Consider the following 23803-nt stretch of genomic DNA (forward strand, 5'->3'; position numbering starts at 1 on the left):
TCCTCCTCACAGTCATTGACTGCTCTCAATAATGATGAATGCAGCAGCATAATCACCGTGATGACTAATGCTTACGTGGATGCTCTCCTGCTGCTGTATATAAGACTCCAGTCTTCGGCTGCGGACCAGATAGGGCTGGCCGCTGGGAAGGCTCAGGAACTCCAGCTCATTCCAGTCCAGCTCACAGTTCATTCCGGTGCCGATGGCCTTCAGCAGCGCTTCTTTGGCGGCGAATCTACCGGCCAGGAACTGTTCTGCATGTCTTTTTTTACAGGCGAACAGTTCCCTTTCTTCCATTGAATAGTACTGCTGGATGAAGAGTTCACCGCACTTGGCCAGCATCTGCTCCACGAAGCTGATGCTGACCAGATCCATGCCGATCCCTCTGATCATGCCTTCAAGGCAACGGCTTCGATCACTTGGGCTACAGAATACGTCTTGAGCACCCGGCTCTCAATGAAGATGCCAAATGCCTTCGCCAGTGCTGTAGAGACCAGCGCCAGCTCTGTTGAATCCAGGGCCAAATCGTCATAGAGCCGCGATGATTCCGTAATTTCATCCTCAATGCCAATATCCTCAATGATTGCTTTTACCTTCTCGAATACCATTAGATACACCCTCCCGCTTAAGTTAATGTGCCGTAATGTTCACCCTTACAAGCCTTCAGCGTTCACAACCAGTGCCGAAGAGACACCACCCCTTCCTCTGGATATAATCAGTGAAGACTCCACAGCTGTTCGGCGGCTGATCCCTGGGACGAAGTTCAAGCCATTGTCCTGAACCGATTCTGCCAGATACGGAAGGCCGGGCAACTCCCCGTGATTCATAGCCAGCACACTCAGTGCCACATCGAACGCCCCTGCCGCTCCAATCGTGTTGCCGAAGACAGTCTTGGGGCAGCCCGCCCACTTGGCTTCTGTACTACTGCCGAAGACCTCTTGGATAGCCGAGCATTCAATTCCGTCTTCGCGGGCGGAAGCCGCCCCATCCAGCGACAGATAGCCGATCTGCTCCGGCTGCGTCTCCGAATGCTCAATGGCCAGCCGGATTGCCCTGGCACACTGCACTTCACTCTCTTCAGGCGGGGCTGCAGCCTGGCCGTCATTCGTGAAGCCGAAGCCCTGGATGCTCGCCCGTACCCGGCGGGACGCCTCTCGCTTCTGAAGGCTGCGCTCCGATTCGAGGCAGAGGAACGCGGCTCCTTCAGCCAGGGCCATCCCGCTGCGCGACTCCACAAATGGCTGGTATGCCGCCTGCGGGCGATCCGCCTTCAGATTCAGCAGCCCCTCCGTGTTATAGAAGGACAATGCCCACGGATCAAGCGGCGTCTCGGCTCCGCCCACAATAGCTGCATCGATAATCCCGCTGCGGATGGCTCTGGCCGCATAGGCAATGGCGAGCAGCCCGCTGCTCCGGTCGGCGATCACAGTCTTGCTGTAGCCCTTGATGTCGAAGGCCAGGGACATATGCCCTTGTGCCGCCGCCGGGAACCAGTTGCTCGCCAGGTTCGGGTCAATGAAGGGCGCCCCTTCGGTGTGCAAGACACGCAGGCCGTTCCGCGCACTCTCCCAGCCTCCCGAGTTGTTGCCGACGAAGATCCCGATCCGCTTGCGGCTCATCTGATCCAGCTCCCAGTGCGCATCATCCATGGCATCCTTCGCAGCCAGGATCGACATCACAGAGAAGCGGGAGCATTTCTTGAGCAGACGCTTCGAGATGACCCGCTCCGGCTCCATCCCGCTGACTTGTCCCGCGAAGGGAGGGGCGGCTCCGGTTGTATGCTCAAGCTGGAGCGGAGTCATATAATTGCGGCCGCTCAGGAGTCCCTCCCAGAAGGCCCCGGCACTATTCCCGCACGGCCCCACCATTCCTACTCCGGTTACGAATACTGTATTCTTCATAGGCTGCACATCCATTGTTCAGTCTGAAGCTTGCCCGCCTGATTACTGTATTCGTTCGCTGCCAGGATCATGGCGGAGTGAATGCCGGAGAATCCGCTGGCATTGGTCAGAATATGGTACAGGTCGCGCTGTATCGCATGCTTCGGTACATAGTTCAAATCACAGGCCGGGTCCGGCTCGTCCAGATTCGCGGTTGGCGGGATATATCCCTCGTTCAAGGCCAGCAGGCAGTGCACAATCTCAATGGCACTCGCTGCTGAGAGCGGATGGCCTACCATCGATTTCGTGGAGCTGATCGGGATAGAGTAGGCGAGCTCTCCGAACGTTCTTTTATAAGCGGCGGTCTCAAAAGCATCATTCTGCGGAGTCGAGCTTCCATGCGCGTTGATATATTGAATGTCCTCCGCTGTCAGGCCCGCGTGGCCCAGCGCCTCGTTCATCGTCAGACTGAGCGCATCCCCGTCCTGCGGCAGATCGGTCATATGAAAAGCGTTATTGGTACTTGCGAATCCGGTCACCTCGCCATAGATCGGCGCCTGCCGCCGGAGCGCATGCTCCAGCTCCTCTAGAACCACAACGGCACAGCCCTCACTGAGAACAAAGCCGCTGCGGTTCTTCTCAAACGGCCGCGAAGCCCGCTGCGGATCATCGTTGAACTTAGAGGTCAACGCACCAATGGCATCGAAGGAGGCAATGGTCATGGAGCTGACCGGTGCTTCCGCTGCGCCGCAGATCATTACGTCATGTTCCCCGGCTGTAATCGACTCATATCCATATCCGGCCGCATCAATGCCGCCCGTGCAGCCCGTAGACATGACCAGCGCCTCTCCCTGAAGTCCGAACTCATGCGCCACTTCGAAGGCAATATAAGAGAACATGCCCTTGCGGTACAAATCCTCCTGACAGAGTCCATGATCAATCGGCCCCTGCCCGCCCTCCGTCATCCGCAGGAAGGTTTGCTCCGAGAACGGGGTATCGGCAATCGCATTGGCGATGCAGACCCCAGAACGCTCCCGCAGCTCCTTCGTGAACACAAGCCCCGCATCGGCAACCGCCCTTATCGCGGCATTGACCGCCAGAATCCCCGGCCGCCCCATGCCTGCCCGCTGCGCTTCATCGGCTGTCCGGCCCAAATGCTCGAACTGCGGTATTGTGCCGGTAACTCGGCTTTTGAGCGCCATATGCTCATAGCCCTGCAAGCGGTCATATCCCACCTTGCCCTGCAGGCTGTTCCTCCAGAACTGCTCCAGCGTATTCCCCAGCGGGGTAAGCAGCCCCATTCCGGTGATCACGACTCTTTTTCCTGTCACCTTCTCCATGTAAGCCCTCAGCTCCGAACCGTTTGCTTCTCGATATTGTGCTTGATCGCTGCCATCTGCTCCTTAGTCGTGCGGTTCAGATGCGCTTCCACCTGATCCCCGGTCAGCCCGCTTGCCGGATCTACCTCGAATTCCTGAATCCAGGTCATGTACGTCCCTTCGTCCTTCTCCTCATAGAGCCATTCCAGATTCATATGCTTGAACGGCAGCAGCGGCGCAAGGCGTCTGGCCGTAATCCGGAAGTTCGGCCGGTCCAGCCAGCGTTCCGATTCCCATGTGCGCGAAGGCCGGTTCCCCTCGGGATGTGTCGTCAGCTCAAACCGGATGTAGGCGTCCCCTTGCTCCAGCACCCGCGTCTCCTTGTATTCCGTGAATAAATCTGTCCAGTGCGCAATATCATTCGTCCGCTCAAATACGGTGATCCGGTCTGCGTGAATCCAGACACTGTTCTGAATCGTTGCCACTTCATCTGCCTCCCCATTCGTATTAATGACATCGTAACGCCTAAGCCCGGAAGGGGACATAACCCGGCTGTTAAGCTTGCGTTAATTTACAGTTATTGTGCATTTCTGAGAGGAGACGGCAGAGTACAATCTATGTGTTTCCCGGGCACAAAAAAGACCTGACAGAACTCTGTCAGATCAATGGGTTCACCGAATATCCGATCCCCCGGCGAAACAGGATGATGTCGCTTCGTCCGGAGATGATCTCAATTTTGTGCCTCAGCTTGTATACGTACTGCCTCACAATCTCAGGGGATGTATACCTATCCCACAGATGGTGCAGAATCTGCTCGGTGGGAATGTATTGGCCTTGGCATTCCAGCAGCAGATCCAGGAGTTCGAACTCTTTACAGGTAAGCTCAATGACGAATTCTCCGACCTTCAGGGATTTGGAGTGCAGATGAAGGGCGATATCCTTGATTTGTCTGGTGTGGTGTGTGGGGAGGCCCAGTCCTTCGTCGAACCAGCAGCGCAACCGGCTGAACAATTCCTCTTGGAAGCCGTAACGCTCGAAGCTGCTGATATACATATGATTGGAAGGAAAGGGGACAGGGGTACCGTGCGCGCTGATCTCCTCTACAATGAAGAATATTCTCAGCGTAAGCATCTGCTGCAGGTACTGCACCGTGTGAATGAAGCCCGGGTTGAAGTCAGGGGTGCTGATCACCACACCATCGAGCCGGAGGCCCTCCTTCACAATATCGACGAGCGCCTCAAGCTCCTTGAAATGCAATACCTTACAACCGTACACCTGTGAAAAAAAAGAATGAACTTTCTTAAACCTGCAATCCTCACAAGGCTCTGTGGAATCTGCACAACACACCAGCGCAACACGCATGAACTTCTCTCCAATCCCATTCTTCTCAAATAAGCTTGGTTTCCCAAGATTGCATCTCCTATATTATAGTATTTTATGGGATTAAAAAGGAAAAATATCATAGTTTCTTATTCACAAAATGAACAATTTAAAAGTTTGGCAGTGTGTGATAATCCAGTTCCAAACTTCCCCTCCGCTTCTTTTTACTTAAGTGTATGTTTTACAACTAAATGGAAATTAGGCGCTACACTGGACGATTTAGTTGTACAGAATACACTTGAGCATATCGCTGGTAACTTAATGGCGGGACGACACCCTCAGCATGCGATTACGCTGGAACGAGAGTAACTGTAGTTTGTACAATAGAATGCTGTAAAAAAGGCTTCCAAATAGAATCTATTGTATTTGATACAACTGATGTTGGATAAAGGCCATATTTCGCTCAAAACGCAACATTCCACTGTACGAAATACAACAGAAGCACATTTCACGGTCAAATATGAGTTTTCTATTGCAGGAAATACAATCAGCCGTCTGCAGAACTATATTTCCCCTTCAAAATCCTACGAAGTACATCCGTCTCGATTTTCTTTCCCAATGAAGATTAGTTGCCTTCTTATGCTATAATCGTTCACCAAGAGGGATTGTTATCCGAACTTAGAAGGAAAGGAAGATGCTAAATGGAACACTTCGTTTTGAATAACGGAGTCCAGATGCCGAAGGTGGGTCTGGGTGTGTACAATATCAAAGACAATAATGAAGACGCTCTAGTATGGGCGCTCCAGAACGGGTACCGGCATCTGGATACGGCGGCAGCTTACCGCAACGAGGAGCTGATAGCCAGGGCTGTTCAGAAATCGGGTGTACCTCGAAGCGAGCTCTTTATTACGACCAAAGTATGGAGCACGGACCTGGGGCGAAAGACCCGGAAAGCCTTTGAAGCCAGTCTTCAAAAACTCCAAACGGATTATGTTGACCTCTACCTGATCCACTGGCCGGCTAAGCACTATCTGGAAAGCTGGCATATCCTGGAGTCTTTATACAAAGAGGGCAAGATCCGGGCGATCGGGGTGTCCAATTTTGAGCCGGAGCATCTGGACAAGGTCATGAAGCAGGGGACGATTGTCCCCGCAGTAAATCAAATTCAGACGAATCCGCTGCTCCAGCAAGGGTCGCTTCATGACTATATGAGGGGGCACGGTATCCGGCATGTCGCATGGAGCCCTTTTGGACACGGTAACTCGGAGATGCTTACCCATCCTGTGCTCACCGAAATGGCAGAGAGGTATGATAAAACAGCGGCGCAAGTCATCCTGCGATGGAACCTTGAGCGTGGTATCGCTGTCATACCGAAGTCGGTTACTCCTGCAAGGCTGAAACAAAATCTGGAGCTGTTTGATTTCTCCCTGTCCGATGAAGAGATGAAGAGAATCGCAGCCCTGGACCAGAATAAAAGAGGATTTACCGATCCGCAAAATAAATTTTACCTGTGGTCCACCCGGTTTATCCCGTTGTCCTAAGTTTATTCGTATTATTTTCCGGACAACTGCAACTTTTCGCCGTAAAGAACCATCTGAGTATATAGAGGTGATGCACAATGAAACCAACTAATCTAACGAAGCACGCAAAAAAAATGAGCATCGCGTGCGGAATCCTGGCTGCCAGTTTATCCTTCGGAGCGTCCGCATTTGCCTTCACGGACCTCAAGGGAAATTCAGCCGAAACCAAGATCAATTCACTGCATAGCGCAGGCGTAATTAACGGAATTACAAACGACCTGTTTGCCCCCAATGCCAAAGTGACGAATGCGCAAGCCGTACAGTTCCTTGTAAAAGGATTGGCGCTTGCGCCGAAAGCCGGTACTGACAGCAGTACTAAGGCCAGCCAGCTCTTCGACAATGTAAAAGATAATACCTGGTACGCCTCCTCCTTCGCCCTTGCGAAGCAGAGCGGCCTGACACTGGCAAAGGATATCAACCCGAATGCACCGATGACCCGTGCAGAATTCGCCCATCTGTTGACCCAAGCCTTGCAGAGCAAGGGCAATTTCCCGGTGACCAAGATGTTCTTCATGATCGAGGATGGCGATAAGCTTACTCCAGAGGTGAATTACAGCCTGCAGGTGCTGCTGAACACGAAGGTGCTCACACTGGATAACGGAAAATTCCGTCCGTCCGATGCGATTACCCGTGCTGAAGCCGCTGTCATGATCCATGATGCCGCTGAATTCGCCGACCGGGTGATTACGCCGAACAATCCGGGCAATGAGCCTTCTGAGCCGGAGCCGGTTCCGGCTAACAATTACGTCTCCGATGTAGTCCTGGACAAAGCCGCGGAAGGCGTCAACAAAGCCACCATCACCGTTGACAATCTGCCTAACCCCGGTTACGGCCTGACAGTAGAGCGTATCGAATTCACCAGCGCCACCAAAGCCGTAATCTACTTCAAGGTAACCCTGCCTGACCCGGATAAAATGTATCCGCAAGTGATCACCAAAGGCTCGGTATCCACGTACCTGCCCGCAGGTTACACTGCGACGGCTGAGCCTGTAATGGATTCACGCTGGCTTGAGCCATCGGCTCCAGCGAAGTAAGAGGTTCCCCTTCTATCAAGGCTTGCACAACTAGCAGGAAAAAGCAGTTCCCATACGGGAACTGCTTTTTCCTGCTTTGTATAGAAGTATTAATATTTTTTACGAAAAGCAAAAAAGAAGTTGAGTTCACCGCAGCGACGAACTCAGTTTCAAGTCGAATCTTAAGCTGCTCCGCCTACTTACTCTGCCGCAGCCTATTCCGGTAATCCATCGGGCGGCAGCCGTAGGTTTTCTTGAACATCTCCGTGAACCGGTTCACATTGCTGAAGCCGGTCATGCCGGAGATCTCCATGATCTTCTTATCCGTGGTCTCCAGCAGGCTGACTGCCTCCGAGATCCGGTATTCGTTCAGGAAATCCATCGGGGACAGGTCGAACTGCTTCTTCATGAAGCGGCAAAAGTACGACGGGCTCATATTGACCTGCTGGGCCATATCCGAGAGCGTTATCCGCTTGCTGTAGTTCTGCTGGACGTAGGCCAGCGTTTTTTTGGCCAGCATCGAGCTGTTGCCGCCCCGGGACTGCCCGGGCAGTCCTGCCCGCGGATGCTCAGCCGCACACTTTTCCAGCCGGTACAGTACCTCGAACAGCCTGGCCTTAATCAGCATCTCATAGCCGTGCGACTCCTGCTGATAGAGATCCCGCACCTCCTCCAACAGTGGGATAAGCCGCAGCTTCTCCTCCAGCTCCCGCCCGATCAGCAGCGGATAACGCCGGTTGTCGAGGAAGAGCGGGGATACAAACTGCTGCTGAATCTTGTCTCTCTCCAGGCTGGAGAGGAAATTGAAGTGCACCAGCACGGCGCAGAAAATGATCTCCTCCTGATCCACGCGGATCGCCGAATGCAGCATATTGGGCTGAATGAAGACTGCCTCTCCGCTCTGGACGACCAGCTTCTCCTGTCCCACATGGAATTTGGCCGTGCCCTTAATCATGAACAGCAGCTCCAGCTCTTCATGCCAGTGGGAATACAGCACCAGATTATTCATGGAGGGTACCTTGGTTACATGCACGCTCATGCGGAATTGTCTGCTGCCATGAATTAGCTTTTCCTTCATATCTTGAGATACAGGTTCGCCGATGGAATCGAGCAGTTCAAGACTTTTTTTCACTGAGGTTCCCTCCCTCCCGGCCCACCGGATGCTGCCCGCAGCGTCAGCTATACGCTCAGCCCTTCACCGCACCGATCATTACACCCTTCTCGAAGTACTTCTGGATAAACGGATAGATAATCAGCACCGGCACCGTCGATACGATAATGACCGCATATTTGATCTGATCCGCGAACTGCTGGGCATAGCTGCCCGCACCGGCACCGGCACCTGATCCGGCTCCACCCGCGAACGCCTGATTGGATAACAGAATATTGCGCAGGACGATCTGCAGCGGCTGTAAGCTATCCGTATTAATATAGAGCAGGGCGTTGAAGAAGTCGTTCCAGTGACCCACCACATAATAGAGCGTGATGACGGAGATCACCGCCTTGGACAGCGGAACCACCACCGAGATGAAGTAACGGAAGTGCGAGCAGCCATCCAAGGTTGCCGCTTCATGCAGCTCCTCTGGTATAGCGGTCTCGAAGAAGGTCCTTGTAATAATCAGATTGTATACACTAATAGCGCCGTTCACAATCATTACCCAAGGCGTATTCAGCAGATTCAGGTCACGGATAAGCAGATAGGTGGGAATCATGCCCCCGCCAAAATACATCGTGATCACGAATAGCGGCATAATGAATCTGCGTGCCCGGAATTTCCGCTGGGACAAGGCATACGCCGCAGGGAGTGTGACCAGCAGGTTGAGCAGCGTGCCCAGCACCGTATAAATAATCGTATTCTTATACCCCTGCCAAATCCGGGTGTCCTTGAATATCTGCTCATAACCATACAGGTTAATGTCCTTGGGCCATAGAATAACCTGTCCCTGATTCACCATGGTAGAGTTACTGACGGAAGCTATGATGATGAAATACAGCGGGTACGCGACCATGATGAACGCTGCGATGCTTATAACCGCAACCACCAGCGTATACAGCCTGTCTGCGATACCGCCCGAATGCTTAATCTTTTGCGAAGGAGCGGCTTGACTGTTTGACATCCCATTTCCTCCTTACATTAGACTGATTTTTGAAGTTTTTTTGGCCAGTGCATTCGCCAGCATCAGGAACGTGAAGTTGATCAGGGTATTGAATAGTCCGACCGCTGAACCGAAGCTGAACTGGTTGGATTTCACGCCCACATTGAAGACATACGTGGAGATGACCTCCGAGACAGGCTTGTTGAGACTATTTTGCATCAGAAAAGTCTTCTCGAAGCCTACACTGAGTATGCTGCCCATATTCATAATCAATAAAATAATAATGGTCGGCAGGATCGCCGGAATCTCGACATGCCATACCGTCTGCCAGCGGTTAGCCCCGTCAATCCGGGCGGCGTCATACTGCTGCGCATCCACCGAGGACAGGGCGGCGATGAAGATAATGCTATTCCAGCCGCAGGCCTGCCAGATGGCAGAGATGACATACACCGGAACGAAGGCGCCAGGGTCACCAATGAGGTTCGTATCCGCAGGGATCAGGTGCAGCGCCTTCAGGAAACCGTCAATCAGACCGGTGGTAGGAGACAGCATAATCTGCAATAGTGCGACCAGTACAACGGTGGAAATGAAATAAGGCATATACACCGTAGTCTGCAGGATACGCTTTCGTCTGTTGCTGCGGATTGAGTTGACCACCAGTGCCAGCAGAATCGGCATCGGGAAGCCCAGCAGGATGGAGAAAAAAGCAATTATAAACGTATTTCTCAGCGTAGGCCAGAACATCGGGCTGTTGAAATACTGCTCGAAATATTTGAGCCCGGCCCATTCCCCGCCCGTCAGTCCTTTGCTGAAATCAAATTCACGAAAAGCAAGCTGGATGCCATACATCGGACCATAGCAGAAAATGGCGATATAAATGACCGCAGGAAGCACCATCAGCCAAAGCTGATAATGCCCGGCATGCTTACGCAGCCATCCGTTCTCCCGCAGCGTCTGATGCGGCACCGTGGTCTGTGCTGGTTTCATTTGGGAGCGCCCCTTCCATTCAAGTCCACTATTTCAAGGTCGAGAGGTATTCGTCATACGCCTTTTGGCGGATTTGCAGGTTCTGCTCAAGACCGGAGCTATTAACGGAGGCGACATAGGCAGCCCACTCCTTCTCAATGTCTACCTTGGTGGTCAGCCAGGTGGCCCACTTTTGATCCGTGATATTATTGACGTTCGCCTGATTCATTGCCAGGGTGTTAGTGTCCTCTGTGCTGTATTTCATGAAGTTCTGCGGATAGACATTACTCTTCTCGTCTGCCTTGTTCAGCAGCTCATCATAGACAGCCTTCTCCTTCAGCACATTCTGCATATCCGACCCAAGCGTCACCTTGTCCTTCAGTGCATCGGCAATGTACATCGGACCGTTGTCCGCGAACGAATTCGTCCATTTCCATGAGCCGGGGTCGAGGGATGCATCTGCCGGAGGAAGAATCGCATACGTGCCATCCCCGTTATCCTTGATTCCCTTATCCGTGTCATTCATCCCGCCGAACAGAACCTGCAAGCTGACAACCGGCTCATAAAAACCATCAATGAACCGCATCGCAGCTTCCTTGTTCTTGGAGCGGGCACTGACCGACACCGCATTGGAGCCGTAATTCTGGTAGTAGTAGTCATTGCTCCAGTACAGCTCATCCGTAGAATCTGCATGCTGCTTCAGCTGCGGCAGGGTAACATATTGATCCTTCAGCTCGTTGCCGAAGCGGTCTCCTGTCTCCCAGCCCCAGGTGAATCCGACCTTGGCCGTAGCTCCATTCCCGCGGGCAACGGACTGGTATTTGGAGTAATCCTGCGTGACCACTTCCTTGCTGATCAGATTCTGGCTGTACAGCTTCTGCAGGAATTGCATGAGCGTCTTGAACCGTTCATCTACATAGAAATTCTTAACCTGCGCCCCTTCTGTAAAATAGCCGTCGCTCGCCCCGTTGGACAGAGGCAGCCCCAGACTGCCCAGCAGCAGCTTCGGCGTGAAGTCCCAGCCAATCGGGTTGAAATCCATCGGAATCTCATCCGTCTTGTCCCCGTTCTGATTCGGGTCGCCATCGCGGAAGGCAAGCAGCACCGTCTCTAGCTCATCCCAGTTCGTAGGCACCTGAAGGCCGAGATTGTCGAGCCAGGTTTTGTTAATGAACATCGAGGCGGTGGAGCCAGGCCAGATGCCCTTATAACGCGGAGTGCCGTAGAGCTTCCCGTCAATTTGAGTAGCAAGCGTTTTCAATTCCGGGTGCTCGCTGAACATTTTTTGAATATTAGGCGCGTCCTTCTCAATCAGCGGGCCCAGATCCTCGAACAACCCGTTGAATTGCACAAAATCAGAGTTCGAGGTCGCATTGAACAGCAAATCCGGAATTTCACCGCTGGCAAACAGGGCACTTTTCTTCTGATCCCAGTCCGCAGAGATTTGCTGCCATTCAATTTCGACATTCGCCTTCTCCTCTATTTCAGCGAGCCATTTCATTTGCGTGACATCTTTGGTTAATGAATGCTTCACGATAATCGCCTTCAGCTTCGTCTTCCCCTCCGGCGTATTGCTGCTGTCGTTCCCCACATCCGAGCTGTTCCCCTTACTGCTGCAGCCTGTGAGTGATAGCCCTGCCAGACAGCCTGCCAGCACCAAAGCAAGAATACTCTTTTTTCTCATTTGACTTACCCCCTTAGTAGGAATTCATAAATGATCTATGCTTAAGAGCGAGGCTCTGTTAGCCGGGAAACGTGGAACTATTAGGTCACAATACACTCAACAATACTCTCAGGTAAGACAAGCCATTCCTTCTTCGCAATATTAACGAAAGCGTTATCATTATTATAATTTTTCTTCTGCACCCTGTCTCACCGTATATTACCTTTCAATCATCGTATATTGACCTTTTTAGCTGCAATAGTAGCTGAATTCAGGCGAAGATTCGACTTCTGGTAGATGAAAATTGACACATGATGAATTGTTTTGGACCTCCGGCGAATCACCACTGCGGGGTTAGAGAATAATAATTCCATCTAAGAGGATACGAGGTGAAGTATAATGAAGAATACATTACCCCGGCTGCGCACGGCCATAATCCCGCTGGCCTGCTGCATTCTGGCGGCAACCATAGCTATCGGAGCACAGGCTTCCGCTTTCTCAGATCTGAAGGGCCATGCGGCCGTGAAGGAAGTGATTATGATGGATAAGAACATTGCTGCCCCGTCCGGCACATACGATGCAGCCGTTACACTGGACAAAGCAGCCGCTGGTGTCAACAAAGCTACGGTGACCGTATCCAATCTGCCGAATCCGGGATATGGCCTGGTCATTGAGCGGATTGAATTCAGCGCTGACAAAACTGCCGTGATCTACTTCAAGGTAACCTCACCGAAGCCCGGGTCTATGAACCCGCAGGTCATCTCGGCAGGTACCGCCGTCACCTATCTGCCGGAAGGCTATACCGCAGTAGCCCAAGCTACACCAGGCTCGGCAACCTCGGCTGCTTCCAGAGTCACAAAGTAATTGCCTTCACTTAACTTGCTGCATCGCAAAGAGCGCACCCCCGGATATCCGGCTGGTGCGCTCTTTGTGATATGTGATTGTACAGTCTCTATGATCAGGGAGTCGTTCGTTAGCACAGCTCCTTGGAGTATCTAATCTCCTGACGCCCAGTCTGGAAACCTACTGAATGGTACAGGGACAGTGCGGAATCATTCGTGGTCAATGCGACCAGCTGCGCCTGCTCCAGACCCTTCTCCTGAAGATACATTAACGCACGATTCAGCAGCGCCTTGGCAATGCCTCTTCTTCTCCAGGGCTTACAGACAAATACATCCTCAATGATGCCAAGCTCCTCTTCCTGCCAGACCATCAGACTGCCCGCCACCCGGCCTGCATCCCGCACAACCATCGATGCCCAGAGCGGATGCTCCTGATATTCCAGCAGACGCTCCATTCCAAGCGGGGTCTCCGGCCAGATCTCCGCTTCCAGCTCCAGATAAGCCGCCCGCTGCTCCGGTGATTCCATAGCCGAATTAGTTAATTCAAGACCTTCCTCCAGTTCCACCGCGTCGATGGGTTCACGAAGATCGCGCTGGAGCGTATACAAGCGGCTATGCGGCAGGTAACCGAGATGCTCTGCGAAATAAGCATGGCAACTCTCTTCCGCCGCATAATTGCCTGTGCACAGGAGGGTCCCATATTCCGGGGGCAGCGTACGCTTCAGCACCTGTACCCGTTCCAGCAGAAGGGCGTAGACGCTGTCAAGCAGCTCCAGATCATTTTCTCGTCCGGGCAACGTCTTCAGATTCACGAAAATCTTGTGTTTACTCTCCGCTGCGCGTCCCGGAGGCACCACATTAAAGAGCTGCAGCTGGCCTTTGGCCACCATCTGCTCCCCTTCAAAAGCACAGAAGACATTCTCCCAATTGTCCGCATCCCCCACCCACCAGAACAGTACATCCTCCTGCGCCGACACCTGCCCGTACATCACGCCAAGCGCCGCCATATCCTTCTCTTCAAACTGCCGGATCACTCTATTGCTCAATTCCCAACCGCCACCTTCTGTTTCTGTCTATCATAACACTGCCGGGCAGGGGGCTCCGTTCTTGAATAACTATAGTTGTTTTATACTGCTGAGCTGAATCTTCAGCTCAAATTCATCAGCCCTATTTCGCAAAAAAACTGTGCCATCCTGATGAAGGATAGCACAGCTTTTTTTTCGCTCCTCCGGTCTTTGCGGACCGGGATGCCGTTATTCTCTTAAAAAGGCCTCTTTTGTCAGCCTAAACGGACTCAAAAGACGCTAATGAGGCTGTGAGGCCTACTTACAGGCTTCGAAGCCTGTATTAACGGCTCCTGAGTCCGCAGCGGTCTACAAAACGCCGATTTCAGCAAAATAAGGTCCTCTGAGTCCGTAACGTCCTCTACTTCTACTCCCCGCTGCCCGCCGCCTCGCGCGGCTGGCGCATCGTCAGGCTGACGCGGCCCTTCTTCACATCTACGCCGAGCACCCATACGGTGACATTGTCTCCGACGGAGACAACATCCATCGGGTGCTTCACATAGCTGCCGCTAAGCTGGGAGATATGCACCAGCCCGTCGTTCTTGATCCCGATATCGACGAAGGCGCCGAAGTCGATTACGTTGCGCACCGTGCCCTGCATCTCCATGCCGGGCAGCAGGTCTTCCATCTTCAGCACATCCTTGCGGAAGATAGGCAGCGGCAGCTCCTCGCGCGGGTCGCGGCCCGGACGCTGAAGGCTCTCCAGGATGTCGCGCAGCGTAGGCACGCCCACCGCAAGCTTCACCGCAAGATCCGCCGCATCCTGAGCGCTTAGCTGCTCTGCAACCTCCTTGCTGCCAAGCTGCTTCACATCCAGCCCCAGCTCGCGGAACAACTTGTCGACCACCGCGTAGGATTCCGGGTGGATCGGCGTGCGGTCCAGCGTATTGTCCCCTCCGGGGATACGCAGGAAACCGATGCACTGCTCGTAGGATTTCGCGCCCAGGCGCGGCACCTTCTGCAGTGCCTTACGCGTAGTGAACTTGCCGTTCTCCTCGCGGAACTTCACAATATTCTTGGCAATCGTCGTATTCACTCCTGCCACATAGGAGAGCAGCGAGGCCGAAGCGGTATTCACGTCGACGCCGACATGGTTAACCGCCGACTCTACGACGCCCCTCAGACTCTCTTCCAGATGCTTCTGCGACACATCGTGCTGGTACTGCCCCACACCGATGGCCTTCGGGTCGATCTTGACCAGCTCCGCGAGCGGGTCCTGCACGCGGCGGGCGATGGAGGCGGCGCTGCGCTCCGCCACATCCAGATCCGGGAACTCCTCCTGCGCCAGCTTGGAGGCCGAATACACACTGGCCCCTGCCTCGTTAACGATCAGGTAGGCCAGGTCAGGGTCGCCGACCTCGGCAATGACCTCGGCCGTGAACTGCTCCGTCTCCCGCGAGCCGGTGCCGTTGCCGATCACGATGAGCTGGATGCCATATTTGGCGATCAGCTCCTTGAACTTGGCCGCCGCCTCGCGCTTCTTGTTGTTCGGCGGCGTCGGATACGTGACCGCTACCTCCAGCAGCTTGCCGGTATCGTCCACTACGGCCAGCTTGCAGCCGGTGCGGTAGGCCGGGTCGACGCCCAGAACATGGCGACCCTTCACCGGCGGCTGCAGCAGCAGGCTGCGCAGATTGCCAGAGAAGATGGAGATCGCCTGCGTCTCCCCCTTCTCGGTCATCTCCCCGCGCACCTCGCGCTCAACGGAAGGCGCAATCAGCCGCTTGTAGGCATCCTCGGTCACCGCTTCCAGCAGCTCCTTGACCGGAGAAGGCCCCTTCACCAGCTTGCGGATAATGAACGCATGAATCTTGTCCGGCACCACCTCTATGCCAACCTTGAGGATATTCTCCCGCTCCCCGCGGTTGATCGCGAGAATACGGTGCGGCGGCATCCGGTGCACAGGCTCCCGGTACGCATAATAATTCTCGTATACACTTTCCTGCTGGGCATCCTTGGCCTCGGAGACCAGAATCCCCTGACTCGCTGTATACTGGCGCACCCAGGAACGGATATCCGGATCATCGGCAATATTCTCGGCAATGATATCCATCCCCCCTTGCAGCGCCAGCTCGGCGCTCTCCACACCCCGGTCTGCATCGATATACTTCGCAGCCTCTTCCAGCGGAACCCCTTGGCGTCTCTGCTCCATCACCCAATCCGCCAGCGGTTCAAGTCCCCGTTCCTTGGCGACACTGGCCCGTGTCTTGCGCTTCTGCTTGAACGGACGGTACAGATCCTCCACTTCCTGCAGCTTCACAGCCTTCATGATACTCGCCTGCAGCTCAGGAGTTAGCTTGCCCTGCTCCTCGATGCTGCGGATCACATCCTTCTTGCGGTCACCGAGGTTACGCAGATATCCGAGCCGTTCTTCGACATCGCGGAGGACATTCTCGTCCAGCTCCCCGGTCATTTCCTTGCGGTATCTGGCGATGAACGGAATGGTGTTGCCCTCATCGAGCAGCCCCACCGTAGTTCTTACCTGCTTCAGACTGATGCTCAGCTCCTTCGCAATAGCTGCAAGTATCAGTTCCTGCTCCTGACGGGCAGCGGCATCTTCCGCCGCCTTCACCGCCTGATTCGTATCAACGCTCAAGTAGATCCCTCTTTCTATACACAGTCTGAGTTCATAGCTCTCTACTGAAATACTATCACAGTTTGCTGCAGGACCAAAGTCTGCCCCGTACAAAAACAAAAGCGGCTACACCATCCCCTCCGGGACAGCATAGCCGTATCATTGAGTGTTATTCTGTTCATTCCCCCGATATTAACGCACCGCAGGAACCTCTTTGCTTCTTCTACGTCTGGCATAGCCTACCGACAACATGAAGCTGAGGAACAAGACCAGCGCAGCCACCGCATAAGGGAAATTGATATCCAGGTCGAACAGGACCCCCGCCACAATCGGGCCAGCAATATTGCCAAGGCTCGTATAAGCGGAATTCATCCCCATCACGAGGCCCTGCTGCGATTCGTCAGCCATCTTGGAGAGCTGGGTGCCGACAGCCGGGCGAAGAATATCCATCGCCAGGAATACAACAAAGGTCACAGACACAATCATGGCGAAGCCATGCACGAACAGCGTCAGGAGAATCGACAGGCCCGCAATCAGCAGGCAGGCGGAAATGACCCGGCTCTCCCCGAATTTGTTCAGAATCCAGCTGAAGGCCGTTACCTGTACCACAGCCCCGGCAATGGAGCCAAATGTCAGGACAAACGCGATATCCTTAGGGGTGAACCCGAATTTATGATCTACAAATAGTCCGAATACCGTCTCATAGTTAGCCAGCCCGAAGGACAGCACGAATACAATAATCAAGCCGAAGAAATAAGGCTCACGATAAGAGTGCATAAGCTGCATGATTAGACTATCGTTATTGCCCTTCCGTGTTCTTGCTTCTTCCCGCAGCTCCGCCGAACGCGATTCCGGCAGGACCAGCAGGGTAATGACCGCAACGATGGCGGCAGCCCCCGCAGCAACCAAGAAGGGCACGCGGATGCCAAGCTCGGCCAGATAGCCGCCAATTCCCGGCCCGATGATGAAGCCGGTGGTAATCGCCGCGTTGATGAAGCCCATCCCCTTGGCCCGCTCCTCCGAGGAGGTGGTATCTGCCACATAAGCCATAACCGCAGGCATAATCATCGCGGCACCGATCCCGCCAAGCATTCTCGATACGAACAGCACCCAGGTGGCATCCGCGAGCCCGAACAGCAGCTCAGAGAACGCGAATACGGCCAGCCCGCCGACGATGATTTTTTTGCGGCCCATCTTATCCGACAGTCTTCCGGCGAAGGGCGAGACCAGCAGCTGCGTCAGCGAGAAAGCCGCCACCAATAGTCCGACTACACTCCCGCCGATGCCCAGCTCGTTCATGTACGTAGGCATAATAGGAACAACCAGACCAATCCCCGTGAACGCCAAAAAGATATTCATCATCAGGAGCAGCATCGCTCCCCGGTTTCTTAACAGTAATGACATGGTGTTTCCCTCCGTATATCCCGGAGCCGCATTGCAAGCTTCGGGTGTAATTCATCTATATCTGTCTATTGCTTATCGTCTGTTGCTCAATCTTTCGCGGACCGTATCCCCTGAAGCAGGATCTGAATTCCCGCACGGTAGTATGCCCTGATCGTCTCCGGGGTATCGGTCCGGCCTGTGATCTCATGGACCCGGCTGATTCCCTCCAGCATGGCGCTGAGCGTGATTACATAGTTCTCCAGATCACCACGGATCAAATAACCGGAATCCATCCCCTCTTGCAGCAGTACACGGCAGGCCTCTGTTACCGATTCGAAAATATGTGAGAGGCGCTCACGGATCTCCTCCGACAGCGTATGAGATCTTCCGTATTCCTCCAGGGCATGAATCAGCGGATTCTGGATATCTTTTGCATAATGATCCCCAAGCGCGTATAGACGGGCTTCCGTTCCGCTAATCCCGCTCCGCAGCTCCTCCCACTCCTTGAGCCACTTCAGGGTATCCACCTCCACTACGTACAGGAACAATTCATCCTTGCCCGGAAAATGGTGATACAGACTGCCCTTGCTGACCTTCGCGGCTGTGCAGACCTCGTTCATGCTTACAGCGCCATAGCCCTTTTGCGCAAATAAACTGGTGGCATGCTCCAGAATCCGGCTCTTCGTTTCTTCTCCATCTGAGCGTCCCTTCATTGTTAACCCTCCCCTAGACCGACCGATCGGTCTAATTATAGCACGCAGTTATGTCCATACACAACCCCCATCATCCATACTCATCTATCCCCTCGGTATATCAATAAGTATACATGGGACTAACGCCAAATAACCCCACAAAGTGGGGCTTTAGCTTCGATGATGACTCAGGTACTTTGCGGGGACCCCAAAACGCCAAAAAAGGCAGCACCGGAATATATCCAGCCTGCCTTTTATTACAATGGTTGATGTTATATCCCCCGTAGGGTTCAGAAATCAATCAGCCCCAGGCTGATTTGCAGCGAATCATCCACCAGCTTCATGGTTTCATCGTCCAGATGGGTGATTTTATCCGTTAAGCGTTGCTTGTCAATGGTACGAACCTGCTCCAGCAGAATCACGGAATCCCGGTCAAAGCCATGAGCTGCTGCATCAATCTCGACATGCGTCGGCAGCTTGGCCTTCTGGATCTGGGCAGTGATAGCTGCCACAATCACAGTCGGGCTGAAACGATTGCCAATATCGTTCTGAATGATCAGTACCGGCCTTACTCCACCTTGCTCAGAACCCACAACCGGTGAAAGGTCGGCAAAAAAAACGTCGCCGCGTTTAACAATCAATAGTTACACCCCGCTTACTAAGCGGCCAAGAGTACTGTCTGCATCTTCCTCTGCGAGAAAAGCCTCGCATGCCATGGTCAAATTAATCTTAGCCATTTCCATATAGCCCCGCTGCATGGACTCGCGGATGGTACGTTTCCTCCGATCGCTCAAGTACAGCTTCATGGCCTGCCTGATCAATTCACTACGGTTAGAGTTCTCCAGTTGAACGATCCCATCTACTTCCTGCAAGAGATGATCGGGCAAGCTGATCATGATTCTTTTGGTGTTCTGCAAATTGGCCACCTTCTCTTCCACCCCCACAAACCTTCTGCCCTTGTGTTCCAGTGTTACAATATACAAGGAATTTTATACAAGGAATATATGCCGCCAGTATATCAAGTATGCTGCATCCCATTATAAACTAGAAATGGCGGTTCGTATAGACTATAAGTCACAAGCTCTACACGGTACGTTCCTTATATTCAGTTCCTGTACTAGGTATCTGGTCAGGGTATTAGGCTTGCAGCAAAGGATTAACGAGGTTGGGTAGCATACCTTGGCGTACATACACGCGCGGTACCCGGTGAGCCAGCATACAGATTACTTCGTAGTGGATCGTCCCTAAATGGAGCGCCAGTTCATCTGCCGTAATCGACTCGGTGCCCTGGCGGCCGATGAGTACAACCTCTTCGCCTGCTTTGATTTGTTCCGCTTCTAGAGCGAAAGATTTGAGTGATACCATACACTGGTCCATGCAGATCGTTCCGACGACAGGAACGCGGCGTCCGCGTATTAGCACCTCCGCTTTGCCTGTTAGCATGCGGGAATATCCGTCAGCGTACCCCACGGGGAGCGTAGCGATGATCTCATCGCCTGCCGTGAAGTACCGGGTGCCGTAGCTGATGCCTGAGTCAGGCGGCAGGGTTTTGACATATACAGCCTGCGTCTTCAGCGTCATTACCGGGTGCAAGGCCACCAGCTCGCGGTTCACCTCAGCCGAGGGGTAGAATCCGTACAAGCTTATGCCTACACGCACCATGTTAATGGATAGTAGAGGTGTATCAATGGCCGTAGCGCTATTGCCCGTATGTATGATCGGGATGGTAATGTTCATGTCCCGAAGCGCCTCCGCCACGCTCATGAAACGTCGGTGCTGCATTAGTGTATAGCTTTTATTGTGTTCGTCTGCTCTGGCAAAATGGGTGAACATGCCCTCCAGCTCCGCCTGTGCCACCGCATGAACCTCAGCGATGAATGCAGGCGCATCCTCCGGCAATAATCCCAGTCTTCCCATTCCGCTGTCAATCTTGATGTGTACCTTCAGCCGGTGCTCCTTCTCTACAGGAAGAGCCCTAACCGCTTCCAGTACCTCCGGTGTGAACAGTGTAACGGTGATATTGTTCTCCCAGGCTACGGCAATGCCCTCCGGTGAAGTATAGCCCAGCACCAGGATAGGAAGTAGTATTCCCGCCTGACGCAGCTCCAATGCCTCATCCAGAAAAGCAACACTGACGTAATCTGCTCCAAGCCGCTCCAGCTCCCGCGTCACCTCCACTGCTCCATGTCCATACGCATTTCCTTTGACGCATCCCATGAACTTGGTCTCCTGCGGCAATACGCCGCGTAAAGCTTCGTAGTTGGCACGCAAATCATCCAGGTTAATCTCGGCTGCTGTCGGCCGATAGCTTGCCTTCACTTCAGGTCACCTTCTTACATTGTAGTAAAACATCTCTGCCTTGTTCGCACAGATCAGAAGTCTTACTGCCAATGGTAATGCTCGTGAAGGCCGCTGTCAATGTGAGCAATGTGTAGGGAAAAAACGGATACCGCGGGTAGTGGAATGATTCCCACCTTGCGCAGTATCCGCCCACTGATTTTTATTTACCCGATTGTTCCTCCATAGAAGCGGCTATTTGCATCATTTCCGTAACTGGCAGATTTGCGCTTGTAATCCGGTACTCTACACCCTCGCTCATCCAGGTCAGCGTCTGCTGCTCATCTCCGCTAAGCAGGCCTGCCGTGAAGCCCAGATCGACCAGTGTTCCGGGAGCCAGTGACACTGCACGGTCCAGCGGACGGGCTTCCATAATCGTATACTGGTAGACGCCGTCATAGCGGATCAGCACCGCATGGTCCTTGCTGCCTTCAATCTTATTGGTGTCCTTCAGCTTCACACCGGCCGGAATGTAAGCCGGCTCAATGATCCCGAAGTCGCCCAGCTCGGCCGTAACCGGCTCACCGGTCTGTTCACCATCTTCCGAGACCACCGGATTGCCATCCTGATCCACTTCCGCCATCGTATTCTCGGAAGGGCTGCCGGCCGCCATATTCTTCTGCATATCGAAGGAATCTGCTGTGAATTCCGGATCGAACTTGAAGCTGTCGAAGGTCACGTTCACCACAACCTTGGCTTCGGAATCCGATACCTGCACCTGCTTCGGCTCATAGGTCTTTTTGTTCAGCCAGATCTTCTGGCGGACCAGCGCACTGCTCTGATAGTTGGCAGCGACCTCGAACACATAATTATCCCCGTCCTCCACGAACTGCCGGTTGTTGTCTTTGACAATTCCCTTCAGCAGCGTCTGGTACAGATACACCTGACCCTGGCTGTCCGGCCAGTCGCTCTGGAAGCGGAAGCTTTTACCCAGGCTTGGGGTCAGGACGAATACGCCCTCATCATTGCGCAGCACAATCTGCTTCACGTCCTTCTGGACGTTAGACAGGCTGATCCGGTAATACGAAGGATTCTTATACCATACCTCCACCTTGTAATCCTGCGGCTGCTCCCCGGTGTACAAGGTCATCGTGCCTGAGCCCTGATAAGCTCCCTGCTTGCTCTCCAGCTTGTCAGACACTTGATTCAGATCCTTGACCACAGAGGCGGCATCCTTCTTCCCGCACCCCGCCAATACTAAGGCCACGCTCATAATGATCGCGAGTACCCATGTTATCCGGCGCATGACATCATCCCCTTAACCTGTTTTGAATGCCTTGATTAGTACATGTCTATGAAGGACTTGGCCTCAATATGCAGACGGGCATGACAAGCTTGAAGAATAGTAGAGACGCTATTACAAAAAAGCACCAGCCCGCAATCCCCGCCACGCTCTGGGGTTGCAGTCTGGTGCTCTGATTCATCCTATGCCTGCCTATGCCTCATACCTGTTCCTTTATCCGCTCCTCAGGCTTACCAGTTAATGGACTCTGCGATCTTCAGAACCTCAGCCCGGTCAAAGCCACGGGTGCTGAGGCCGTACATCACGCCGCTTGCTTCCCAGTCCAGGCTTCTGTCACTGACCAGAACCGCATCCGTCCCCTTAAGCTTCACCTGCTCCACCTTGTCGTCAGTTGCCATTGAAAAGGCATTCTCCTCATTGGCCAGGCGCAGCTGCATCCAGATCCGCTTATTCTTATCCTTGCTGGTGAAGAACAATTCAACAATCTGCCCGCTTACGCCCTCCTCATCCTTATAGAACTCTCCGTGGTCAAAGGCAAAGCCCTCAGGCAGGTATTCCGGCAGCTTCACCTTGAAGAGGGCGTATTGATCCAGCTTCGCTGCCTCCTTGACGGTAAACTTCTGCTCTGACGCTTCCTTGTCAAGCTGCTCCTGCTCACTCTTCGTAATGGGCTTATCCCCGTCGAAGCGTACGATGGCCTCCCCGGCTGCATTGAAGATGGCTGCAGGCATGGGGTTAAATGAGGTGACGGGATTCCCCTGCTTATCAAATATCTTGCCCTTCCAGGCTTCCGGAAACTCCGTAGGGTGGCTTCCGTCCATCTGAGCGACCTCGATATGTCCCAGATGGACGGAATTCAGCACACGCTCCAGCATTTCCTGTGCGAACGAGGGTCTCACGAAGGACACGCTCACCACGGCAGCCACCAGCAGTGAAGCTGCAATCATCACCGGACGTCTGATCCGTTGTTTGTTTTTCATTCTATTATCCTCCTGTTGTTTCTGAATGGAGCGGCTTCTCACCTGGCGGAGAACCGCCGCCGGATCGGACTCCCGGGAGAAGTCCTGGCGGGCCAGATAGTCTCCCAGCTCCTGAAGCTCCAGCTCAACTGCATGTTCGGCGCTCTTCTTGTTATTCATAGCTCTTCCACACTCCCTATTTCGGATTTCAATTTTCGCATGCTGCGATAGAGAATGACTCCGACATTGCTCTCCGAGATTCCGGTAATCCGGGCAATCTCCGTATTCTTCAGATCCGCCCCGAACTTCAGGGCGATGAGGTTACGTTCCTTCGGGCTGAGCGTGTCCAGCGCCATCTGTAGCCTATCGTTGCGCTCTCTGCCGAGGATGAGCGTCTCCGGTTCTTTTTTGCCAGACACCAGCTCCCGGATACTGTCCAGTGAGAAGAAGCGCTGCCGCGCGCGGCTCCGGTAATAATCATTCACAACGTTGCGGGCAATGGCGAACAGCCACACCTCAAGCGGCGCTTTCTCCGGGGAGTAACCGGGCAGCTTGGATAACGTTTTCTCGAACACCTGGCTGGCCAGATCTTCGGCGGTGTAACGGCAGCTCACCCGGTAGGCGATATAGTTGAATATCCGTTTATAATAGGCTTCAAAAACCGCTACAAACTCAAGCTCTGTCTCTATATGAGCAGGAACTCTATCATGTATCAAAGGCAGCAATGCGCGCTCTTGCATCCTTGTCGCACTCCTTTCCAGGAAGATTCTACTTGGCCAAGTAATTTACATGAGCTAATACGCTCTATCTACCGGATCCATTACATCTCTGAACAAAAAAAAGACAGAGGATCGAAGCTCCCCTGCCTACT

General features: G+C 53.4%; 23 protein-coding genes. 3 read left to right on the plus strand and 20 right to left on the minus strand.

What is annotated here, in order from left to right; all coding sequences use genetic code 11:
• Positions 1 to 12: 12 nt before the first annotated feature.
• From acpS to C162_RS21000, 6 genes are all read right to left on the minus strand, one after another.
• The gene (gene acpS / locus C162_RS20975) at positions 13 to 393 is read right to left on the minus strand and encodes a holo-ACP synthase (protein ID WP_036697309.1); all 381 of its coding nucleotides are present in this window, start codon (positions 391 to 393) and stop codon (positions 13 to 15) included.
• Entirely contained in the window at positions 390 to 608 is a 219-nt protein-coding gene (locus tag C162_RS20980; protein ID WP_036697310.1) for a phosphopantetheine-binding protein, read from the minus strand. The genes acpS and C162_RS20980 overlap by 4 nt, the downstream gene beginning before the upstream one ends.
• 45 nt (positions 609 to 653) lie before the next feature.
• Positions 654 to 1901 carry a beta-ketoacyl-[acyl-carrier-protein] synthase family protein gene (locus C162_RS20985; protein ID WP_036697312.1) on the minus strand — a complete coding sequence of 416 codons (1248 nt, stop codon included), beginning with the start codon at positions 1899 to 1901 and terminating at the stop codon, positions 654 to 656.
• On the minus strand, positions 1898 to 3220 hold the full coding sequence (locus C162_RS20990; RefSeq protein ID WP_051493803.1) for a beta-ketoacyl-[acyl-carrier-protein] synthase family protein: 1323 nt from the start codon (positions 3218 to 3220) through the stop codon (positions 1898 to 1900). Before C162_RS20990 ends, C162_RS20985 begins: the two co-directional genes overlap by 4 nt.
• An 8-nt stretch (positions 3221 to 3228) precedes the next feature.
• Complete coding sequence (locus tag C162_RS20995; RefSeq protein WP_036697313.1) at positions 3229 to 3684, minus strand: SRPBCC family protein; 456 nt, start codon at positions 3682 to 3684, stop codon at positions 3229 to 3231.
• A gap of 172 nt (positions 3685 to 3856) precedes the next feature.
• The gene (locus C162_RS21000) at positions 3857 to 4456 is read right to left on the minus strand and encodes a winged helix-turn-helix domain-containing protein (protein ID WP_162174489.1); all 600 of its coding nucleotides are present in this window, start codon (positions 4454 to 4456) and stop codon (positions 3857 to 3859) included.
• Positions 4457 to 5220: 764 nt separating this feature from the next.
• Between C162_RS21000 and C162_RS21005 the strand changes: the two genes are divergently transcribed.
• Positions 5221 to 6060, plus strand: a complete 840-nt coding sequence (locus C162_RS21005) for an aldo/keto reductase (RefSeq protein ID WP_036697318.1) — start codon at positions 5221 to 5223, stop codon at positions 6058 to 6060.
• Positions 6061 to 6137: 77 nt separating this feature from the next.
• The gene (locus tag C162_RS21010; RefSeq protein WP_083678201.1) at positions 6138 to 7133 is read left to right on the plus strand and encodes an S-layer homology domain-containing protein; all 996 of its coding nucleotides are present in this window, start codon (positions 6138 to 6140) and stop codon (positions 7131 to 7133) included.
• 175 nt (positions 7134 to 7308) lie between these two features.
• On the opposite strand, the gene C162_RS21015 is transcribed toward C162_RS21010, so the two are convergent.
• From C162_RS21015 to C162_RS21030, 4 genes are read right to left on the minus strand one after another with little or no spacing between them, the layout of a single operon-like run.
• Positions 7309 to 8244, minus strand: coding sequence for a helix-turn-helix domain-containing protein (locus tag C162_RS21015; RefSeq protein ID WP_036697320.1), 936 nt, complete (start codon positions 8242 to 8244; stop codon positions 7309 to 7311).
• Between the two features lie 55 nt (positions 8245 to 8299).
• The gene (locus C162_RS36065; protein ID WP_051493805.1) at positions 8300 to 9229 is read right to left on the minus strand and encodes a carbohydrate ABC transporter permease; all 930 of its coding nucleotides are present in this window, start codon (positions 9227 to 9229) and stop codon (positions 8300 to 8302) included.
• Positions 9230 to 9241: 12 nt separating this feature from the next.
• Complete coding sequence (locus tag C162_RS36070) at positions 9242 to 10195, minus strand: ABC transporter permease (protein WP_083678199.1); 954 nt, start codon at positions 10193 to 10195, stop codon at positions 9242 to 9244.
• A 28-nt stretch (positions 10196 to 10223) separates the two neighbouring features.
• A complete protein-coding gene (locus C162_RS21030; RefSeq protein ID WP_051493806.1) occupies positions 10224 to 11858 on the minus strand; it encodes an ABC transporter substrate-binding protein in 1635 nt (544 codons plus the stop codon).
• Positions 11859 to 12236: 378 nt separating this feature from the next.
• Between C162_RS21030 and C162_RS21035 the strand changes: the two genes are divergently transcribed.
• Positions 12237 to 12701 (plus strand): protease complex subunit PrcB family protein, encoded by a 465-nt coding sequence (locus tag C162_RS21035; RefSeq protein WP_036697323.1) that lies wholly within the window; start codon positions 12237 to 12239, stop codon positions 12699 to 12701.
• 109 nt (positions 12702 to 12810) lie between these two features.
• Here C162_RS21035 and C162_RS21040 read toward each other — a convergent pair whose 3' ends face one another.
• The 10 genes from C162_RS21040 to C162_RS21085 all read right to left on the minus strand — a co-directional run bounded on the left by C162_RS21040 (position 12811) and on the right by C162_RS21085 (position 23672).
• A complete protein-coding gene (locus C162_RS21040) occupies positions 12811 to 13725 on the minus strand; it encodes a GNAT family N-acetyltransferase (protein WP_036697325.1) in 915 nt (304 codons plus the stop codon).
• A 385-nt stretch (positions 13726 to 14110) separates the two neighbouring features.
• Positions 14111 to 16315: a Tex family protein gene (locus C162_RS21045; RefSeq protein ID WP_036697454.1), complete on the minus strand. Its 2205-nt coding sequence runs from the start codon at positions 16313 to 16315 to the stop codon at positions 14111 to 14113.
• Between the two features lie 195 nt (positions 16316 to 16510).
• Entirely contained in the window at positions 16511 to 17722 is a 1212-nt protein-coding gene (locus C162_RS21050; RefSeq protein ID WP_036697327.1) for an MFS transporter, read from the minus strand.
• An 86-nt stretch (positions 17723 to 17808) separates the two neighbouring features.
• Positions 17809 to 18414, minus strand: a complete 606-nt coding sequence (locus C162_RS21055) for a TetR/AcrR family transcriptional regulator (protein ID WP_036697329.1) — start codon at positions 18412 to 18414, stop codon at positions 17809 to 17811.
• A gap of 269 nt (positions 18415 to 18683) precedes the next feature.
• Positions 18684 to 19034, minus strand: coding sequence for a type II toxin-antitoxin system PemK/MazF family toxin (locus C162_RS21060; protein WP_036697332.1), 351 nt, complete (start codon positions 19032 to 19034; stop codon positions 18684 to 18686).
• A gap of 3 nt (positions 19035 to 19037) precedes the next feature.
• Complete coding sequence (locus C162_RS21065) at positions 19038 to 19319, minus strand: CopG family ribbon-helix-helix protein (RefSeq protein ID WP_036697455.1); 282 nt, start codon at positions 19317 to 19319, stop codon at positions 19038 to 19040.
• A gap of 211 nt (positions 19320 to 19530) precedes the next feature.
• Complete coding sequence (gene alr, locus C162_RS21070) at positions 19531 to 20712, minus strand: alanine racemase (RefSeq protein ID WP_036697334.1); 1182 nt, start codon at positions 20710 to 20712, stop codon at positions 19531 to 19533.
• A 181-nt stretch (positions 20713 to 20893) separates the two neighbouring features.
• A complete protein-coding gene (locus C162_RS21075) occupies positions 20894 to 21976 on the minus strand; it encodes a LolA family protein (RefSeq protein WP_036697337.1) in 1083 nt (360 codons plus the stop codon).
• Between the two features lie 227 nt (positions 21977 to 22203).
• Positions 22204 to 23112 (minus strand): DUF4367 domain-containing protein, encoded by a 909-nt coding sequence (locus tag C162_RS21080; RefSeq protein ID WP_051493808.1) that lies wholly within the window; start codon positions 23110 to 23112, stop codon positions 22204 to 22206.
• Positions 23109 to 23672, minus strand: a complete 564-nt coding sequence (locus C162_RS21085; protein ID WP_036697341.1) for a sigma-70 family RNA polymerase sigma factor — start codon at positions 23670 to 23672, stop codon at positions 23109 to 23111. The genes C162_RS21080 and C162_RS21085 overlap by 4 nt, the downstream gene beginning before the upstream one ends.
• Positions 23673 to 23803: the final 131 nt, after the last annotated feature.

This window comes from Paenibacillus sp. FSL R7-269 (genome assembly GCF_000517865.1).
GTDB lineage: Bacteria > Bacillota > Bacilli > Paenibacillales > Paenibacillaceae > Paenibacillus_AQ.

Coding starts and splice junctions, on each gene's coding strand:
- acpS (WP_036697309.1), bottom strand. CDS start 393: ATGATCAGAGGGATCGGCATGGATCTGGTCAGCATCAGCTTCGTGGAG.
- C162_RS20980 (WP_036697310.1), bottom strand. CDS start 608: ATGGTATTCGAGAAGGTAAAAGCAATCATTGAGGATATTGGCATTGAG.
- C162_RS20985 (WP_036697312.1), bottom strand. CDS start 1,901: ATGAAGAATACAGTATTCGTAACCGGAGTAGGAATGGTGGGGCCGTGC.
- C162_RS20990 (WP_051493803.1), bottom strand. CDS start 3,220: ATGGAGAAGGTGACAGGAAAAAGAGTCGTGATCACCGGAATGGGGCTG.
- C162_RS21005 (WP_036697318.1), top strand. CDS start 5,221: ATGGAACACTTCGTTTTGAATAACGGAGTCCAGATGCCGAAGGTGGGT.
- C162_RS21010 (WP_083678201.1), top strand. CDS start 6,138: ATGAAACCAACTAATCTAACGAAGCACGCAAAAAAAATGAGCATCGCG.
- C162_RS36065 (WP_051493805.1), bottom strand. CDS start 9,229: ATGTCAAACAGTCAAGCCGCTCCTTCGCAAAAGATTAAGCATTCGGGC.
- C162_RS36070 (WP_083678199.1), bottom strand. CDS start 10,195: ATGAAACCAGCACAGACCACGGTGCCGCATCAGACGCTGCGGGAGAAC.
- C162_RS21030 (WP_051493806.1), bottom strand. CDS start 11,858: ATGAGAAAAAAGAGTATTCTTGCTTTGGTGCTGGCAGGCTGTCTGGCA.
- C162_RS21035 (WP_036697323.1), top strand. CDS start 12,237: ATGAAGAATACATTACCCCGGCTGCGCACGGCCATAATCCCGCTGGCC.
- C162_RS21050 (WP_036697327.1), bottom strand. CDS start 17,722: ATGTCATTACTGTTAAGAAACCGGGGAGCGATGCTGCTCCTGATGATG.
- C162_RS21055 (WP_036697329.1), bottom strand. CDS start 18,414: ATGAAGGGACGCTCAGATGGAGAAGAAACGAAGAGCCGGATTCTGGAG.
- C162_RS21075 (WP_036697337.1), bottom strand. CDS start 21,976: ATGCGCCGGATAACATGGGTACTCGCGATCATTATGAGCGTGGCCTTA.
- C162_RS21080 (WP_051493808.1), bottom strand. CDS start 23,112: ATGAATAACAAGAAGAGCGCCGAACATGCAGTTGAGCTGGAGCTTCAG.
- C162_RS21085 (WP_036697341.1), bottom strand. CDS start 23,672: ATGCAAGAGCGCGCATTGCTGCCTTTGATACATGATAGAGTTCCTGCT.